General features: G+C 65.1%; 18 protein-coding genes, 2 tRNA genes and 1 riboswitch. Of the genes, 13 read left to right on the top strand and 7 right to left on the bottom strand.

From position 1 onward, the window contains the following. The first annotated feature begins 125 nt into the window (after window positions 1-125). The 4 genes from V6F88_RS12790 to V6F88_RS12775 all read left to right on the top strand — a co-directional run bounded on the left by V6F88_RS12790 (window position 126) and on the right by V6F88_RS12775 (window position 4177). Window positions 126-1061, top strand: a complete 936-nt coding sequence (locus tag V6F88_RS12790) for a LysR family transcriptional regulator (RefSeq protein WP_104141679.1) — start codon at window positions 126-128, stop codon at window positions 1059-1061. 74 nt (window positions 1062-1135) lie between these two features. Next, window positions 1136-1327 carry a DUF2970 domain-containing protein gene (locus V6F88_RS12785; RefSeq protein ID WP_332609899.1) on the top strand — a complete coding sequence of 64 codons (192 nt, stop codon included), beginning with the start codon at window positions 1136-1138 and terminating at the stop codon, window positions 1325-1327. A 569-nt stretch (window positions 1328-1896) separates the two neighbouring features. Then, complete coding sequence (locus V6F88_RS12780) at window positions 1897-3639, top strand: nitrite/sulfite reductase (protein ID WP_332609898.1); 1743 nt, start codon at window positions 1897-1899, stop codon at window positions 3637-3639. Next, the gene (locus V6F88_RS12775; RefSeq protein WP_332609897.1) at window positions 3632-4177 is read left to right on the top strand and encodes a DUF934 domain-containing protein; all 546 of its coding nucleotides are present in this window, start codon (window positions 3632-3634) and stop codon (window positions 4175-4177) included. The genes V6F88_RS12780 and V6F88_RS12775 overlap by 8 nt, the downstream gene beginning before the upstream one ends. Here the strand turns inward: V6F88_RS12775 and V6F88_RS12770 are convergent. Beyond that, a complete protein-coding gene (locus V6F88_RS12770; protein WP_332609896.1) occupies window positions 4125-4943 on the bottom strand; it encodes an IclR family transcriptional regulator in 819 nt (272 codons plus the stop codon). The two genes, V6F88_RS12775 and V6F88_RS12770, sit on opposite strands and share 53 nt — an antisense overlap. A 103-nt stretch (window positions 4944-5046) precedes the next feature. Here V6F88_RS12770 and V6F88_RS12765 point away from each other — a divergent pair, with 103 nt between their 5' ends. The 4 genes from V6F88_RS12765 to V6F88_RS12750 are packed head-to-tail and all read left to right on the top strand — an operon-like array spanning window position 5047 to window position 9242. After that, the gene (locus V6F88_RS12765; RefSeq protein WP_332609894.1) at window positions 5047-6039 is read left to right on the top strand and encodes a Bug family tripartite tricarboxylate transporter substrate binding protein; all 993 of its coding nucleotides are present in this window, start codon (window positions 5047-5049) and stop codon (window positions 6037-6039) included. A 16-nt stretch (window positions 6040-6055) separates the two neighbouring features. Beyond that, a complete protein-coding gene (locus tag V6F88_RS12760; protein WP_332609893.1) occupies window positions 6056-7639 on the top strand; it encodes a class I adenylate-forming enzyme family protein in 1584 nt (527 codons plus the stop codon). Further along, complete coding sequence (locus V6F88_RS12755; RefSeq protein WP_332609891.1) at window positions 7636-8427, top strand: citryl-CoA lyase; 792 nt, start codon at window positions 7636-7638, stop codon at window positions 8425-8427. The genes V6F88_RS12760 and V6F88_RS12755 overlap by 4 nt, the downstream gene beginning before the upstream one ends. Continuing rightward, window positions 8424-9242 carry an SDR family NAD(P)-dependent oxidoreductase gene (locus V6F88_RS12750; RefSeq protein WP_332609889.1) on the top strand — a complete coding sequence of 273 codons (819 nt, stop codon included), beginning with the start codon at window positions 8424-8426 and terminating at the stop codon, window positions 9240-9242. The genes V6F88_RS12755 and V6F88_RS12750 overlap by 4 nt, the downstream gene beginning before the upstream one ends. Before the next feature lie 49 nt (window positions 9243-9291). On the opposite strand, the gene V6F88_RS12745 is transcribed toward V6F88_RS12750, so the two are convergent. Beyond that, window positions 9292-10086, bottom strand: a complete 795-nt coding sequence (locus V6F88_RS12745; RefSeq protein ID WP_332610265.1) for a MetQ/NlpA family ABC transporter substrate-binding protein — start codon at window positions 10084-10086, stop codon at window positions 9292-9294. 182 nt (window positions 10087-10268) lie between these two features. Between V6F88_RS12745 and V6F88_RS12740 the strand changes: the two genes are divergently transcribed. Then, on the top strand, window positions 10269-11342 hold the full coding sequence (locus tag V6F88_RS12740) for a DUF6817 domain-containing protein (protein WP_332609887.1): 1074 nt from the start codon (window positions 10269-10271) through the stop codon (window positions 11340-11342). 116 nt (window positions 11343-11458) lie between these two features. Here V6F88_RS12740 and V6F88_RS12735 read toward each other — a convergent pair whose 3' ends face one another. The 5 genes from V6F88_RS12735 to hemA all read right to left on the bottom strand — a co-directional run bounded on the left by V6F88_RS12735 (window position 11459) and on the right by hemA (window position 15773). Next, window positions 11459-12022, bottom strand: coding sequence for a UbiX family flavin prenyltransferase (locus tag V6F88_RS12735; RefSeq protein WP_332609886.1), 564 nt, complete (start codon window positions 12020-12022; stop codon window positions 11459-11461). A 7-nt stretch (window positions 12023-12029) separates the two neighbouring features. Continuing rightward, window positions 12030-12356, bottom strand: coding sequence for a Grx4 family monothiol glutaredoxin (gene grxD / locus V6F88_RS12730; RefSeq protein ID WP_006227137.1), 327 nt, complete (start codon window positions 12354-12356; stop codon window positions 12030-12032). 131 nt (window positions 12357-12487) lie between these two features. Next, window positions 12488-13321, bottom strand: coding sequence for a peptide chain release factor N(5)-glutamine methyltransferase (prmC, locus tag V6F88_RS12725; RefSeq protein WP_332609885.1), 834 nt, complete (start codon window positions 13319-13321; stop codon window positions 12488-12490). A gap of 10 nt (window positions 13322-13331) precedes the next feature. Next, complete coding sequence (gene prfA, locus V6F88_RS12720) at window positions 13332-14414, bottom strand: peptide chain release factor 1 (protein WP_332609884.1); 1083 nt, start codon at window positions 14412-14414, stop codon at window positions 13332-13334. Between the two features lie 84 nt (window positions 14415-14498). Beyond that, a complete protein-coding gene (hemA, locus tag V6F88_RS12715; protein ID WP_046803238.1) occupies window positions 14499-15773 on the bottom strand; it encodes a glutamyl-tRNA reductase in 1275 nt (424 codons plus the stop codon). A gap of 215 nt (window positions 15774-15988) precedes the next feature. Between hemA and V6F88_RS12710 the strand changes: the two genes are divergently transcribed. From V6F88_RS12710 to V6F88_RS12695, 4 genes are all read left to right on the top strand, one after another. Next, window positions 15989-16064: transfer RNA gene (locus V6F88_RS12710), tRNA-Phe, on the top strand. Between the two features lie 86 nt (window positions 16065-16150). Then, window positions 16151-16226 (top strand) — tRNA-Phe (locus V6F88_RS12705). 131 nt (window positions 16227-16357) lie between these two features. Beyond that, the gene (locus V6F88_RS12700; protein WP_219991299.1) at window positions 16358-17131 is read left to right on the top strand and encodes a hypothetical protein; all 774 of its coding nucleotides are present in this window, start codon (window positions 16358-16360) and stop codon (window positions 17129-17131) included. Beyond that, window positions 17128-17625 (top strand): hypothetical protein, encoded by a 498-nt coding sequence (locus tag V6F88_RS12695; RefSeq protein ID WP_332609883.1) that lies wholly within the window; start codon window positions 17128-17130, stop codon window positions 17623-17625. The genes V6F88_RS12700 and V6F88_RS12695 overlap by 4 nt, the downstream gene beginning before the upstream one ends. Window positions 17626-17639: 14 nt before the next feature. Next, window positions 17640-17731: riboswitch (TPP riboswitch) on the top strand. The last annotated feature ends 61 nt before the right edge of the window (window positions 17732-17792 follow it).

Genomic DNA, 17792 nt, shown 5'->3' with positions numbered 1-17792 from the left:
GCGTTGCGTAAAATGCAACGAAGGGGCTTATCCTGGGAAAATTTTGCACGACATTGACGCTTCCAAGGGTAAACCCTAGGCCCGACTGTGGGTCTGCCGCCGCACCCGCCAGCCTGGAACCCGACATGGACGAAAAACTCGACGCCCGCCGCACCCACTATTTCATGCAGGTCATGAGCCGGGGATCCGTGCGCGGCGCCGCCGAAGTGCTGGACATGGACCCGTCCGCCGTCAGCCGCGCCATCGCCGCGCTGGAACGCGACTGCGGCATGGCGCTGTTTGAACGGCGCGGGCGCGGCGTGGTGCCGACCGACGCAGGCCACATCCTGGCCCGCTATGTAAAACGGCAGCAGAACATCCAGGAGAGCTTCTTCTCTGAAATCGACAGCCTGCGCAAAGCCGAACGCGGCCATATCGACCTGGTGCTGGGCGAAGGCTTCGTCGAATTGATGTTCGACCGCGTGCTGCCGGGGTACTGGCGCAGCCACCCGGAAGTCACGCTGGATATCGACGTGGCGCGCACATCAGAGATCGTGCAGCGCATCGTGGACGACCGCGCCTATATAGGGTTGGTGTTTCAGCCGCCCAACGACGCGCGGCTGCGCACGCATTACTCGCGGCCCGAGCCCATCCGCGCCATCGTCCGGCAGGACCATCCGCTGACCCGGCTGGGCCGCCCCCTGCTGCTGACGGACCTTGCGGATCACCCCGGCGCATCGATGCAGGAAGGCTTTGGCGTGCGGCAACATATCCAGGCGGCCGAGATCAGTGAACAGGTGCGCTTGCGCAACGTGCTGACGACGTCGTCGTTCAAGGCGTTGTGGCAGTTCGCGGCGGCGGGCATCGGTTACGCGCTGACGCCGCCCATCGCCGTTACCGCCGACATGCGCGCGCAGCGCCTGGCCAGCCTGCCGCTGGCCAACCCGATCCTGAACCAGGGCAGCCTGCACGTGCTGAGCCGAGCCGGCCGCCACATCTCGCCCGCCGCCCGCGAATTGCTGGAACACATCGTGCGCGGCATCGGCACCCCGGCGCCGCCGCCAACTGATACGGTCGCCTGACGCGAATCTGCCTCTGTTTGGCGTGCCGGCCAGCGCCTACAGTGCCTGTTCCCCTCATCCGCCACGAGGCGCATATGCTTAGTTTCCTGCGCACGGTCCGTTCCGTGCTCTGGGGTTTTTTCGGCGTGCGGCGCGGCCGTGGCTACCACGCCGACATCGCCCACAACAAACCCGGCCCGCTGATTGCAACGGGGCTGCTGCTGGCGGCGGTGCTGGTGATCCTGCTGGTTGTGGTCGCGCGCTGGGCAGTGACTGCCGCCTTGTAATAGCGCTGCGCGGGGGCCCTTTCCTCTTGCCGGGCCGCCCCAAGGGAGGAAACGCCCCCTTGGGGGGCAGAGAGCGCGCGAAGGGCGCGAAGCGTGGGAGCCTTATTCCTCCCGCCGGGCCGCCCCAAGGGAGGAAACGCCCCCTTGGGGGGGCAGAGAGCGCACGAAGGGCGCGAAGCGTGGGGGCCTTATTCCTCCCGCCGGGCCGCCCCAAGGGAGGAAACGCCCCCTTGGGGGGCAGAGAGCGCACGAAGGGCGCGAAGCGTGGGGGCCTTATTCCTCCCGCCGGGCCGCCCCAAGGGAGGAAACGCCCCCTTTGGGGGGCAGAGAGCGCCGAAGGCGCGAAGCGTGGGGGCCTTATTCCTCCCGCCGGGCCGCCCCAAGGGAGGAAACGCCCCCTTGGGGGGCAGAGAGCGCCGAAGGCGCGAAGCGTGGGGCCTTATTTCTTTATTACGAGAATGACTTAGACGCTGCCGTCTGCTGGCTGTTACGGTTATGAATCCCCTTTTCCGACGCTGCGCGCCGGACGCTACAGGGCATAGACCGAGAAGACCACAAGGGCAGTAGACATGTACGTGTATGACCCCGTCGACCAGCAGCTTGTCGAGCAGCGAGTGGCGCAGTTTGCCGATCAGACGCGCCGCTTCCTCGACGGCCAGCTCACCGAAGATGAATTCCGCGTTCTGCGCCTGCAGAACGGCCTGTACATCCAACGCCACGCCCCCATGCTGCGCGTGGCTATTCCCTACGGCATGCTGGCGTCGCGCCAACTGCGCACGCTAGCTCACATCGCCCGCAAATGGGATCGTGGCTACGGCCACTTCAGCACCCGCCAGAACATACAGTTCAACTGGCCCCGCCTGGAAGACGTGCCGGACATCCTGGCCGAACTGGCCACCGTGCAGATGCACGCCATCCAGACCAGCGGCAACTGCATCCGCAACACCACCACCGACCACTTCGCCGGCGTCGCGCCCGATGAACTTGTCGACCCGCTGGTGTGGTGCGAGATCATTCGCCAGTGGTCCACGCTGCACCCCGAATTTGCCTTCCTGCCGCGAAAATTCAAGATTGCCGTCAGCGGCGCCGTGCAAGACCGCGCGGCCGTCGGCGTGCACGACATCGGCCTGCAAGCCATTGAACGCGATGGCAAGCTTGGCTTTCGCGTGTGGGTCGGCGGCGGCATGGGCCGCACGCCCATCGTCGGCAAGCTGATCAACCCGTTTGTGGAATGGCAGCACCTGCTGACCTATCTGCAAGCCGCGCTGCGCGTCTATAACCTGCACGGCCGCCGCGACAACAAGTACAAGGCGCGCATCAAGATCCTGGTCAAGGACCTGACGCCCGAGGTCTATGCACAGCAGGTCGATGAACAGTGGCAGCTGATCAAAGACGGCCCCGACACCATCACCCAGGACTTCGTGGACAGCATTAAGGCCCGCTTCGTGTGGCCGCAATACGATGCCGCCGCCGCGCAAGATGCCGACAACACCGACGCGCTGGCCGCCGGCGACAAGCGCTTTGCGCGCTGGTTGCGCACCAACGTGCACGCGCACAAGGTCGCGGGCTACGCCGCCGTCACCGTCTCGCTGAAACCCACCGGCGTGCCGCCCGGCGACATCACCGCCGACCAGATGGACGCCGTGGCTGATCTGGCCGACGCCTATGGTTTCGGCGAACTGCGCGTGTCGCATGAACAGAACCTGATCCTGGCCGACGTGCGCCGCGCCCGCCTGCACGAGCTTTGGCAAAAGCTGGAAGCGCTGAACCTGGCCACGCCCAACGTCGGGCTGTTGACCAACATCATCGCCTGTCCGGGCGGCGACTTCTGCGCGCTGGCCAACGCCGTATCCATCCCCGTTGCCGAAGCCATCCAACGCCAATTCGACGACCTGGACTACCTGTTCGAAATCGGCGAACTAGACCTGAACATTTCCGGCTGCATCAATTCCTGTGGCCACCACCACGTGGGGCACATCGGCATCCTGGGCGTCGATAAGGCCGGCGAAGAGTGGTATCAGGTCACGCTGGGTGGCCGCCAGAACGGCGCGGCCAAGCCCCTGCCCGACCTGGAATCCACGCGCGGCGGCGGCGCTGCCGTGGGCCGCATCATCGGCCCCTCGTTCGCACGCGACCAGGTGCCCGGCGTGGTCGACCGCCTGATCCGCACCTACCTGGGCCTGCGCGACAGCGAAACCGAACGCTTCATCGACGTGGTGGACCGCGTCGGCATCGACCCCTTCAAGCAGGACGTCTACGCCGATCCCGCCTTCGCCAAACCCGTACAAAGCGCCGAACCCGCCCATGCCTGACCTCTACGCCCACGACGCCCCCGGCCCGCACCTGATTCGTGACGGCCGCCTGCAAGCCGACACCGCGCGTCCCTTCGTGCCCGAACCCGAAGTGGCCGCCGAGGGTCAGGTGCCCACCGACGAGCCCGGCTGGATCGTGCCGCTTTCCATCTGGAAAACCTCGCGCGCCACCTTGCGCCGCCACAAGCATCCCGTGGCCGTGCTGCTGGAACCCGACGCCGACCTGCGTGACCTGGCTGAGCCCGACGGCACGCTGGACCCCTCCGGTATCGCCTTCATCGCCGTGGACTTTCCCAACTACACCGACGGCCGTGGCTATTCGCTGGCGCAGCTTTTGCGCACGCAATACCACTGGACGGGCGAACTGCGCGCGGTGGGCGACGTGATGATCGACACCATCCACTACCAGGCGCGCGTCGGCTTCAGCAGCTTTCTGGTCAAGCCGGGCCACGACCCCAAAAAGGCGCTGGACGCGTTCAATACGTTCACGGTGCACTACCAGAAGACGTATCGCGCGCCGACCCCGGCCGCGGCTTGATGTCGTCTTGCGCCAGCTGGCCGCGGATCAGTTCCGCAATGCTGCGCTGGCGCGGCGCCTGCATCCGGTCGATCAGGCTGGATACGCTGACCGCCAGTCGCGGATAACCGTTGGCGTCGCACACGGCGACGCCAACACCCAGCACGCCGGGCACCGCCGCGTTGCCCACCACCGACCAACCCCGGTCGCGCGTGTTCTCGACCAGCCGCCGCATCTGCACACCCGTCATGCCGCCATAGGCGCGCAAGGCCTTTTCGTTTTGCGTCACCACTTCATCGGCCTCGGCCGGCGGCAGTGCCGCCAGCAACGCCAGGCCGGCCGCGCCCACGCCCAACGGCTGGCGGTGCCCCACCGTTACCGCCAACACCTGCACCGGGTAATTGCCCACTTCGCGATGCAGGCATAGCGAATCGTTTGCCGCGCGGCAAATCAGAAATGCGGAATCCCCCGTTACGTCGCTGATCTGGCGCAGCACCGGCCGCAGGCCCCGCACGGCCTGCGCATGCGGGTCGCCCGCCATCATCACGCCCAGTTCCGCGATGCGCCAGCGCGGCGCCTCGGACTCGCGCAGCGCATAGCCTTCCTGCACCAGCACTTCCAGGTAGCGATACGCGGTAGAGCGCTGCATACCCGCCGCGCGAGCGATGTCGGTGACGTGCATGCCCCCCGCCCCCGCTTGCCGCAACACCCCTAGCACCCGCAGGCCCCGGCGCAAGACCACGGGCCCCGAGGACTGCAATGCCGACTCCGATTCCGCTTTGTTCATATTTTGGACACCCTGCGTTGCTGACGCCTGCATCAAAGCCCAATATCAAAACGGGCAGACGAAGATCTGTCCAAATATTAGACAAAACAGGACGGAGACATTCATGAAGACTGCATTCACAAGGCGGCTTGCCGCCTTTGCGGTGACCCTGGGCAGCGCGCTGGTCGCCGGCGCCCCTGCCGTGGCCGCCAAGCCCTACCCCGACCGCCCCGTCACGCTGGTGGTGGGCTACGCGGCCGGCGGCGCCACCGATATCGTCGCGCGCTTGATGGCCAAGTCGCTGTCCGAGGCGCTGGGCCAGACTTTCGTCGTGGAAAACAAGACGGGCGCCAACAGCAATATCGGCGCGGAGATCGTGTCGCGCGCCGCGCCTGATGGCTACACCTTGTACGTGGGGTCCATCGCCAACACGATCAACCGCAGCCTGTACAGCCAGCTGAACTACGACTTCATCAAGGACTTCAAACCGGTCGGGCTGGTCGCGACCATTCCGAACATTCTGGTGGTCAATCCCAAGGTGCCGGTCAAGACGGTGCAGGAATACATCGCCTATGCCCGCGCGCATCCGGGCAAGCTGACCTGCGCATCGTCCGGCAGCGGCTCGTCCATCCACCTGTCTTGCGAGCTGTTCAAGATGGAAACGGGCACCGACATCCTGCATGTGCCGTATCGCGGCAGCGGCCCGGCCGTGGCCGACCTCTTGGGCGGCCAGGTCGATTCCATGTTCGACAACCTGCCCTCGTCCTTGCCGCACGTGCAGGCCGGCAAGCTGCGAGCAATTGGCGTGACATCGCCGCAGCGCCTGCCCGCCACGCCGGACGTGCCCACGCTGGCTGAATCCGGCTTGCCGGGCTTTGACGTGGAATCGTGGTTTGGCCTGGTCGCACCCGCCGGTACGCCGCAGGCGGTCATCACGCGGCTGAACGAGGCGCTGAACCAGGCACTGGCCAGCCCCGCCTTGCAGGCGTCCTACAAGCAGGCCGGTTTCTACGCGCCGGCCACGCCCAACACGCCGGAGACCTTCGCCAAGAAGATCGACAGCGAAATCGACAAATGGGCCGCCGTCGTCAAACGCGCCGACATCAAGGCCAACTAGTTTTCAGGAGCACAGGGTGTACCCGATCGATTTCTTTTTCCGCGCGGCCGAGCAGTATCCCGAACGCATTGCGCTGGACGGGCCCGAAGGCACGGTGACTTACGCCGAACTGGCCGCCCGTACCCGCGCCCTGGCGGCCGCGTTGCAAGACCTGGACCCCGAACCGCAAACGCGCGTGGCCCTGTGCGCGGGAAATTCCGCGCGGCACATCCTGGCGCTGCTGGCCGTGCTGGCCAGCGGCAAAATCTGGGTTCCGCTCAACTATCGCAGCACCGCGCGCGAGATCGGGCGCATCCTGGATGCCACCACGCCGTCCATCGTCATCGTGGACGCCACCGGCGACCCGCTGGCGCCGTGGGCGGACGGCGCACGCATCCATCTTGACGATGAAGGGGCGGACGCTGACATGGGGGCAGCCACTGACGCCGACGCCTCCACGGGCAGCGACCAGGGCACGAGCAACCGCACTGGCGCAAGCCCGCGCCTGAACGCGCTGCTGCGTCGGTACGCCGGACACGAGCCCACGCGCCACGCCCTGTCCCGTGACGCCACGCAGGCCATCAAGTTCACGGGCGGCACGACCGGGCTGCCCAAGGGCGTCATGCAACCATACCGCGCGTGGAACGCCGGCATCATCAACCAGATCGCCAGCTGGCAGCTGACGTGCGAGGACCGCTACGTGGTGTCCGCGCCCATCACGCACGGCACCGGCACCTACATGCTGCCCATACTGGCCTGCGGCGGCGCGCACCTGCTGCTGGACAGCGTGACCCCGGCCACCATCACCGCCGCCTTTCGCGAGCGCGGCGGCACGCTCAGCTTCATGCCGCCCACGCTGATCTACATGATCATGGCGCAGGACGGCGTGACGCGCGCCGACTTTCCCAAGCTGCGCAACCTGATCTACGGCGGCGCGCCGATGCCGCCCGAAAAAATAGACCGCGCGCGCGACTTCTTCGGCCCCGTGCTGGGCACCACCTATGGCCAGACCGAAGCGCCCCAAATCGCCACCGTGCTGCGCCCGTCGGACTTGAACGACCCGCGCAACCGCGCCTCGGTCGGGCGGGCGACGTGGCTGTCCGACGTGGCCATCATGGCGCCCGACGGCACGCTGTTGCCGCGCGGTGAAATCGGCGAAGTCGTGGTGCAGGGCGACCTGACGATGACGGGCTACTGGCGCCTGCCCGAGAAAACCGCCGAAACCCTGGTGGACGGCTGGCTGCACACCGGCGACACGGGCCTGATCGACGCACGCGGCTATCTGTTCCTGAAAGACCGGCTGCGCGACGTCATCATCACCGGCGGCTTCAACGTGTACCCGGTCGATGTCGAGAACGCGCTGTCGTCGCACCCGGCCGTGTACGAATGCTCGGTGTTCGGCCTGCCCGACGACAAATGGGGCGAAGCCGTGCACGCCGCCGTGCAGTTCCACCCCGGCACCCAGGCCGATACCGACGCGCTGAAGGCGCATGTGCGCGCGCTGTTGGGGCCAGTCGCCACGCCCAAGCAATTCCATATCCACGACAGCCTGCCACGCTCCAGCGTAGGCAAGGTCCTGAAGAATGCCGTGCGCGACGCCGCACAAAAGGAGACGCCATGAACACGCCCGAAACCCGCCTTTGCGCCCATCACCTGACCGGCATGTCGTATCGCGACGTCGATCTGGTTGACGACCTGATCGGCGAGAAGACCTTTACCGAAGTCATGATCATGCAGATCCTGGGCCGCGACGCGCGCCCGGTGGACATGCGCATCGTGGACGCGGTGCTGGTCACGCTAATGGAACATGGCATGACGCCCAGCGCCATCGCCACGCGCCTGATCTACATGAGCGCCCCCGAAAACCTGCAAGGCGCGGTGGCGTCCGGCTTGATGGCGGTGGGCAGCCAATTCGTGGGCACCATGGAAAATTGCTCGCGCCTGTTGGACCGCATCAAGCAGGCGGCGGACGGCCGTGCCGAAGCGCTGGCCATCGCGCGCGAATTCCGCGAACAGCGCCAGGCGCTGCCCGGCTTTGGCCACCATCTGCACAAGCCCGACGACCCGCGTTCCATCAAGCTGCTGGCGCTGGCCGAGGCCGAGCCGGACCTGGAGGGCGCGTCGCTGAACGCGCTGCGCCTGCTGGCCGCCGCCGTGGACGAGACCTATGGCAAGCACATCACCATCAACGCCACGGGCGCGGTGGCCGCGTTGCTTAGCGAAATCGGCGTACCCACGAATCTGATGCGCGGCTTTGCCGTGATCTCGCGCGCGGCCGGCCTGGTGTCGCACGTGGCGGAAGAACAGCAAAGCCCGTCGGGCCGCTACATCTGGGAAACCATCGACCACGCCATCCCTTACGTCGGCAAGGGCAAGACGCATCAGCACGAGGACGGGGAACCGGCATGACGGCGGCGCAGGGCACCGATACCCGACTGGCGGGCAAGGTTGCGCTGGTGGCCGGCGCAGGCGCGTCCGCCAGCGGCTGGAGCATCGGCCGTGCCAGTTGCGTGACGATGGCGCGGCAAGGCGCAGCCATCGTGGCGCTGGACGTGAACCTGGCGGCTGCGCAGGATGCCGCCCATGAAGTGGAAAAAATCGGCGGCAGCGCCCTGGCCGTGCAGGCGGACGTGGCCGACCCGGACGCCATGCAGGCAGCGGTGGACGCCGCGCTGCGCCGCTATGGTCGCATCGACATCCTGCAAGCCAATGCGGGCATCGGCAAGGTGGGCGGGCCCGAGGATATTTCGCTGCAAGACTGGGACCGCATCCAGCAGGTGAACGTGACCAGTTTGCTGATCGCCACGCGCCTGCTGGCGCCCGTGATGCGGCAACAGGGCGGCGGCGCCATCGTCACGGTGTCGTCCATTGCAGGCATCCGGTACACCGGTTACCCGCACCTGGCCTACAGCGTCAGCAAGGCCGCCGTCATTCACTTTGCGCGCATGGCGGCGCAGCAATATGCCGCTGACGGCATCCGTGTGAATACCGTGATCCCCGGGCTGATCGACACGCCGCGCGTGGCGCAGAACGTGGCGCGCATGTTCGACCCCGACAACCTGCAAGCCGCGCTGGCCGCGCGCGACAAGCAAGTGCCGATGGGCCGCATGGGCACGCCGTGGGAAGTGGCGAAAGCAGTGGCTTTTTTGGCGTCGGACGAGGCGTCGTACATCACCGGCACCGAGCTGGTCGTGGACGGCGGGCTGACGGGGAAATACGCCTGATTGCCGACGCCGCGCCCGGGCGCAGGACGCAGGACGCAGCCGCTACGCCTTACCAGGAGGTGGAGTAGGCTCCCGGAAACTGCTTGGCCACAAACGCCTTCACCTCGTCCGACTGGTACGCCTTGATGAAGCGCGCAATGCGCGGGTCGCTCTTGTTGTCTTCACGCGCGGCGATCACCACGGCGGCAAAGGGCGCGTCCTTGCTTTCCAGCGCCAGCGCGTCCTTGGCGGGCGACAGCCCCGCCGGGATGGCGTAGGCCGAGTTGACCGCCGCCGCGTCCACGTCCGACAACGAATGCGGCAGCTGGGCCGCTTCGATCTCGATGAACTTCAGCTGCTTGGGGTTCTCGACGATGTCGAACAGCGACGCCGTCACCGTCACCCCGTCCTTGAGCTTGATGAGCTTGGCCGCCTGCAACACCAGCAGCGCGCGGGCGCCGTTGGTGGGGTCATTGGGTATCGCCACCTTGCCGCCTTGCGGCAGGTCATCCAGCGACTTCAAGCGCTTGGAATAGACGCCCATCTGCTGCACCACGGCGGTGGCCACCGGCACCAGCTTGTAGCCGCGCGCCTTGTTCTGCGAGTCAAGAAAAGGCTTGTGCTGATAGATGTTCAGGTCAAGTTCCTTGGCGTCCAGCGCGGCGTTGGGCTGGATGAAATCGCTGAATTCAATCAACTTCACTTTCAGGCCCTGCTTGGCCGCCACCTGCTGCACGACTTCGCCGATCTGCGCGTGCGGGCCGACGGTGACCCCTACCTTCAGTTCGGCGTCCTGCGCCATGGCTTGGGTGCCGGCAAAACCGAGCACGGCGGCGAATACGGCGAGGGAATGGCGAAGGCGCATGTGGCGCATAGGGATCTCTGGAAGTAGAAAGAATGACCCGCGATTCTATGCAGCGCCCTACAAAACCGGAAGCGATGAATATTCATATTGATATGCGCGAAATCGTATAAAGCACCGCGCCATGACAAGCCCGCCTCATGCGGACACAATAGCGGCTGCCATCAATCACCCGCATTCACGCCATGTCCACATCCGCCGAACTTCACCCCCACGCGCGCGCGCTGCTTGCCGACCACTACCAGGCCATCGACGCGGACTTGCCCGCGTTGCTGGACTTGCTGTTCGCCCGCAGTGCCGGTGAAGACTGGCACAAGGCCGGCACCTTCAAGCACCATCTGCTGGGCGTGTACCGCACGCTGGCCTTGTGGAACCAGCCGCGCGAAGTGCGCATGCTGGGCTTGTTCCACAGCGTATATGGCAACGAATACGTGGACCTGACCTTGTTCGACCGCGAGCGCGAACGCGAGACCTTGCGCAACGTGCTGGGCGACGAAGCCGAGGAATGGGTCAGCCTGTTCTGCGCCATGCCCCGCACGACGTTCGTGCAGACCGTGCTGGCGGGCCAGGGTACGGGCGGTGCAGGCATGACGCTTGAAGGCGCTGACGGGCACGTGTTTACGTTGACGCCGCGCCAGGTCGCCGCGTTCATCGTCGTGTCCGCAGCCGACATCGGCGAACAGTGGCACAGCTGGCAAGACGAGATCTTTGCCGGTTATCCGAGGCAGCAGCGGCGTGATCTGAAAACCAACTGGGCATCGTCGTTGTGGCCGGGGCCGCTGAAGCCGCCGTCAAACATCCTGTCGATGCTGTCGCACTTGCTGGCGCCCTTGTCCGGCATGCCGGCCGATACCGGCATCCCCGTTCCGCCCGCCTTCGACGCGTGCCGCGCCACGCTCAGCCCGCGCGACGAAGCCGCCGCCAGCGCGCTGTATTGGCAGGTCATCACGCGCATGCACCCGCCGACGGAAATGGACAGCGCGCGCCATCTGCTGGAAGCGGCCGCGGCGCATAACCCGTGGGTGGGCGAACCGCGTTTGCTGCTGGCGCAACTGGCGCTGACCACGGGCGATTTCGACGCGGCCCAAACGCATGCCGCGGCGGGCCTGGCCGCCTTGCAGGCGTGGGGCACGGCGTGGGACAAGCGCATCGAATGGTCGGGCTGGATGGCCTGGGCGCGCATCGAATTGCAAAACGCCCGGGCGCGCCATTGGCCGGAAAACCTGGCAGCGCTCAATGGCTTGGGGCTGGTCGAGTAAGCCCGCGCCGCCGCCACCATGCAAAAACCCCCGAAGGTTGGATTTCGTCCAACTTTCGGGGGTCAGTTCACATGCGGGGCTGTTTCACTTCACGCGGCACACTGGCAGCAACTTGCCTACTTCATGCCTTCCCAATGCGGGCCGGGCACGATGATGTCGAACAATTCCAGCACGCGCGCCACGGTGTGATCCACCATTTCTTCAATGGACGACGGGCGGTGATAGAAGGCCGGCAGCGGCGGAAACACGATGCCGCCCATTTCGGTCACGGCGGTCATGTTGCGCAGGTGCGCCAGGTTGAAGGGCGTTTCGCGCACCAGCATCACCAGCCGCCGGCGTTCCTTCAAGGTGACGTCGGCCGCGCGCGTGATGAGGTTGTCGGACAGGCCATGCGCCACTGCCGCCAACGTGCGCATCGAACACGGCACGATCACCATGCCGGCGGTCTGGAACGCGCCGCTGGCCAGCGTGGCGCCCACGTCGCGCACCGAATGCACGTGGTCGGCCAGCGCGTAGACATCGTGGCGGCTGACATCAAGCTCGTGCTTGATGTTCAGCACCCCCGAGGCGGACACCACCAGATGCGTCTCGACATCTTCCACGCCGCGCAAGGCTTGCAGCATGCGCACCGCGTACAACGCGCCGGTGGCGCCGGTGATGCCGATAACAAGCCGCCGCATCGCGGCGTTAAGCCGTGGCGCCGGATTGCTCCAGCAGCGTCTTCAGTTCGCCGGATTCATTCATCTCGTTCATGATGTCCGAGCCGCCGATGAATTCGCCGGCCACGTACAGCTGGGGAATGGTGGGCCAGCTGGAAAATTCCTTGATGCCCTGGCGGACTTCGTCGTCTTCCAGCACATTGACGGTGACCAACTTCTTCACGCCACAGCCCTTCAGGATTTGAATGGCCTTGCCGGAAAAGCCGCACTGCGGGAATTGGGCGGTGCCCTTCATGAACAGCACAACGGGGTGCTGGGTCACGGTTTCGCGGATGAATTCTTGAACGTCGCTCATGGTGGTCTCTTGGACAGGCATAACGGAATACGCCAATTATAGGTACAGCGGAAAAATCCGCCCGAAATCCCCGGAAGCGGGTCAGGCCAAACGCGTTTTCCGCGCCAAACTCTTGTAACAGACGGCCCGGCTCAACCGCGCGCGGCAGGCCGGCGTCCGCCGGAAATTCGTTCGATGCCGGCCAGGTCATGGCGGCTGTGCACGTTCTCGAACCCGGCATCGGCCAGCAAGCGGCGTACCGCCTGCGCCTGGTCCCAGCCGTGTTCCAGCCACAGCGCGCCACCCGGCCTGAGGTGCTGGCCGGCGCCCATCACGATGCGGTTAAGGTCTTGCAACCCGCTCGCGCCGTCGGTCAGCGCACCGCGAGGTTCAAAGCGCAGATCGCCCTGGTCCAGATGCGGGTCGTTGCTGGCCACATAGGGCGGGTTGGACACGATCAGATCGAAACCCTCGCCGGCCGGCACCGCATCGAACCAGCTGCCTTCCACGAAACGCACCGATGCGGTCAGATCCCACGCGTTGGCCGCCGCCACCTTCAGCGCGGCGGCGCTGACGTCGGACGCCATCACGCGCGCATCGCGTCGGGCCAGGGCGATGGAAATGGCGATGGCGCCGCTGCCCGTGCCCAGGTCCAGCACGGCAGGCCCGGCGATACCCGCCACGCACTCCAGCGCGGTTTCCACCAGCACTTCGGTGTCGGGACGGGGAATCAGCACGTCGGGCGTCACGGTGAATCGGTGACCCATGAACTCGCGGTGGCCCAGCAGATATGCCATCGGTTCGCCCGCCAGCCGGCGCACCAGCAACGCGTTGAAGGCGGCGGAAACGTCGGGGTCCAGCGGGTCGGTGTCGTGCGCCAGCAGCCATGCACGCGGCTTTTGCAGCACGTGCTCAAGCAGCATCCGCACTTCCAGGCGCGGCAGGCGGGTGTCGAGCAGCAGGCTTTTGAGCTGGGGCGTCGTCATGGCGCGCGCGTCAGAGGTCGTCGCCCAGCGCCGCCAACTGCTCGGCCTGATGCTCGGCGATCAGCGCGCCGGTCAGCTCTTCCAGGTCGCCTTCCATGATCTGCTGCAACTTGTACAGCGTCAGGTTGATACGGTGGTCCGTCACGCGGCCCTGCGGAAAGTTATAGGTGCGGATGCGCTCGGAGCGGTCGCCCGTGCCGATCAGGCTCTTGCGCTCGGCGGCTTCCTTGCTTTGGCGCTCGCGCGTTTCCTTGTCTTTCAGGCGCGCGGCCAGCACCTGCATGGCCTTGTCCTTGTTACGGTGCTGCGAGCGATCATCCTGGCATTCCACCACCAGTCCGGTCGGCAAGTGGGTGATGCGCACCGCCGAATCGGTCTTGTTGATGTGCTGGCCGCCCGCACCGCTGGCGCGGAACGTGTCGATGCGCAGGTCGTTGGCGTTGATGACGATTTCCGACATCTCGTCGGCTTCCGCCATCACGGCCACGGTGCAGGCCGACGTGTGGATGCGGCCTTGCGCTTCGGTGGCCGGCACGCGCTGCACGCGGTGTGCGCCGGATTCGAACTTCAGGCGGCCGTAGGCGCCGTCGCCGTCAATGCGCGCAATCACTTCCTTGTAGCCGCCCAATTCCGAGGCGCTTTCCGACATCAGCTCGACGCGCCAGCCGCGCGCTTCCGCATAGCGGGTGTACATGCGCAGCAGGTCGCCCGAGAACAGCGCGCTTTCGTCGCCGCCCGTGCCCGCGCGGATTTCCAGGAACACGCTGCGCCCGTCGTTGGGGTCGCGCGGCAGCAACAGCAACTGCAACGCGCTTTCCAGGCCTTCCAGCTTGCCTCGGCCCGATTTGATTTCCTCTTCGGCCATGGCTTTCATGTCGGGGTCGGACAGCATTTCCTGCGCCGTCGCCAGGTCTTCTTCGGTGCGGGCGAACGCGGTGAACGCTTCGACCACGGGCTCAAGCTCTGCGCGTTCGCGCGAGAGCTTGCGAAAACGGTCCATATCGGACGCGGTTTCCGGTTGGGCCAGCAACGCGTCCACCTCGGTCAGGCGGTTACACAGATGCTCCAGCCGGCTGCGCATGGAAGATTTCATGGGGGAATGACCAAAGAGAAAACGGGAATAGCGGGCGCCCACAAGACGAACGCCCGCCAGGAGGCGGGACGTGGGGCAGATTCGCTAACGGCGGGAATCGCGGCCGGGGAACAGGCGCGGCATCCAGGCAAGCAGCTGCTTGCGGTCGTCGCCTTCGCTGCGGTTCAACGCCGCCAGCGGGCCGTGCAGGTATTTTTGCGTCAACCCGTGCGCCAGCTGTTCCAGCACGGCTTCGGGCGATTCGCCACGCGCCAGCAGGCGGCGCGCGCGTTCCAGTTCAGCGGCGCGGACGTCTTCGGCGGCCTGGTGCAGGTCGCGGATAACGGGCACCACTTCGCGGGACTGCATCCAGTGCATGAAGCCCTGGACGCGGGTTTCGATAATCGCTTCGGCCTGCACCACGGCGGCGCGGCGCGCGTCGGTGCCGGTTTGCACCAGCCGGCCCAGGTCGTCCACCGAATACAGATAGACATCATCCAGGCGGCCGACTTCAGGTTCGATGTCGCGGGGCACGGCCAGGTCGATCATGACCATGGGGCGGTGGCGGCGCAGGCGCGTAGCCCGTTCCACCATCCCCAGGCCGAGGATGGGCAGGGAGCTTGCCGTACAGGAGACGATGACGTCGAACTCCGACAGGCGATCCGTCAGGTCGGACAGCTTCATGGTGCTGGCCGAAAAACGGTTGGCCAGGATTTCGGCGCGCTCGGCCGTGCGGTTGGCCACCACCATGCTGCGCGGGCGTTGCGCGGCGAAGTGAGTGGCGCACAGTTCAATCATTTCGCCCGCGCCGATGAACAGCGTGCGGGCCTGGTCCAGGTTGCCGAACACGCGCTCGGCCAGGCGGACGGCGGCGGCGGCCATGGACACCGATTGCGCGCCGATGGCGGTCTGCGACCGCACTTCCTTGGCCACCGAGAACGTGCGCTGGAACATCTGATGCAGCAAGGTGCCCAGCGAGCCGGCTTCGCCGGCGGCGCGCACGGCGTCTTTCATCTGCCCCACGATCTGGGTTTCACCCAGCACCATGGAATCCAGCCCGCTGGCCACGCGAAAAGCGTGACGGACGGCGTCGTCTTGATGATGGCGGTACAGGTGCGGGCGCAGCGTGCCGGCGTCCAGGCGGTTATGTTCAGCCAGCCAGGCGGGCAATTGATCAGCGACGTGACCGTCGGCCGCGCAATAGATTTCGGTGCGATTACAGGTGGACAGGATGGCGGCTTCACGAACGGAACCGCCGAATGCCGAACGCAGGCCTTCCAGCGCAGGCTTGACCAGATCGACGGGCATGGACACGCGTTCGCGAACCGAAACCGGCGCGGACGTGTGGTTCAGACCGAAGGCAAGGACAGCTACCGACATGTGGATGCGTAAAGAACTGCCACGAAATTAACTGGAAGATTATACCCCTGCGGGTTATCCCCAGCCCACTTGCGCCCGCTTGCGCGACCCTGCGTCGCACCTTCCGTTCCATTCACCCAACAGTTGGCAGGCGCGGCGGGGCGAAAAATAGTTGGCGGATCTTCCCCTGCGGCTGGCGTGGGCAAAAAAAATTGTGTATAGTTGCGGACTTCGTTGGCCTGGTAGCTCAGTCGGTAGAGCAGAGGATTGAAAATCCTTGTGTCGGTGGTTCGATTCCGCCCCAGGCCACCAAAAGAATTATTGGGATTTCGATAGCAATATCAAGTCCCAAAAAAAGCCCAGCCGCCGCGCTGGGCTTTTTGCACCGAGTACGTGTTGGCCTGGTAGCTCAGTCGGTAGAGCAGAGGATTGAAAATCCTTGTGTCGGTGGTTCGATTCCGCCCCAGGCCACCAGCCCTCCTGATCTCCACCGCTGTGGGGATTTTTTTACGTCCAAATTCTGGCGTTTACCCCCGCCTCGGCGCCCGCTTGCAAAATATTACATGCCGGCAAAAAAGCCGGGCACGAGGTCTACAATCGTCGGTATGAAACCGGCCGCCAATCTTCGCTTCGCTGTGCGCGACCGCATCAACGGCGTTGATGTGGGCCCAAAGGCTGTTCCCTTGAGCCTGCTTGGCGAGTTTCAAAAAGACGTCAGCGACTTTCTGCAAGGGTCCACTCGAGAGGTCAACCCGGCCGCAGTGCTGGTGTCGATAGAAGAAGGGTCGCTGGTTTTAGTCGCCGAAGGGTTGTTGGCGGCATCAACGCTCTGGGCCGATGTGGAACGCTTAGCCGTCCCGAATTCTCTCGAAGCCATTGATCCCCGGCGCGCGGCGGTCATCGAGCGCTGGCAAGCCCAGGCACGCAACAATCCCGATCGTGTTTACGCCCTTGAAGACAACACGCGGCGCGCGCTGACGATCGTCAATGCCCAGTCAGACTTCAAACAATCCGTCGATATTTGGGTAACCGTGGAAAAGTACTTACACGGCAAAATCGTGGACTGGGGCGGCAAGACCAAAGCGAACGTTCACCTTGTGCTTGAAAATGGCAAATCGCTTACGGTAGCCGCCACTCAGCAATTACTGGCACAGGAGAGCGAAAATCGCCTCTATCGCCCAGCCTTGCTGCACGTGACCGCTGAAGAGAATTTACGAACCGGTGAATTGCGCAATTTGAATCTGCGCTCGTTTGAGGTGCACCACCCCGCGTACGACGACGATGAATTCCAGCGAATGGTACGCAAAGGCACCGCGGCCTGGGCGGACGTACCCGACGCAACACGATGGGTTGAATCACTGCGTGGCGACGACTCATGACGGCAGCAGTGTTGCTGGATACCAGCTATCTGATCTCGCTCGTCGACGCGACTCGCCCCAACCACCAAATTGCCACCCGGTACTTCCGGCAGATGCTCGACGAGTCTCTGCCGATTTATTTTTCGGCAGTCGTTGCAGCAGAATTCGGCATCAAGCAAGGACTGACCGACTTACCACTGCAAAAGTTTCGCCACCTGCCGTTCAACATCCCGCACGGGCAGCGAGCCGCCCAATTGTGGAATGCGCTGGGCCCAAGGGGCGATGGCACCGGGCGCGCAGTTGCGCGTGATGACATCAAACTCATTGCCCAGGCTTGTCACGAGCGCATTCCCTTTGTCCTCAATGAGGACGCTTCCTCGCTGCACAAATACTGCGAACGGCTACGCGAGGCTGGCGTATGCCAGGTGCGTTCCATCGTCCTGGCCAGCGGTTATGACCCCGCAGCCTTCCGAATGGATGGTCAGCAAGGATTCGACCTAAGCGGCGAACCCTAGAGCGGGTTAACATTGCCTTCGCTCCGGGGTGCACGCCAGTGCTGAGATTCAGACCCGCGAACTTGACCCGGTTCATGCCGGCGTAAGAAGAGCAATCGTCCGACCCTGCCGCGCCTTTGCGCCGCTTGCGCGGGCGGGCTTCGGAGCTTCCTTGTACCGGAATCCAC

The organism is Achromobacter sp. ESBL13, from assembly GCF_036668755.1.
Lineage (GTDB): Bacteria > Pseudomonadota > Gammaproteobacteria > Burkholderiales > Burkholderiaceae_B > Achromobacter.
The sequence above is the reverse complement of the archived record's forward strand: the minus strand, read 5'-3'. Positions and strand labels throughout refer to the sequence as shown.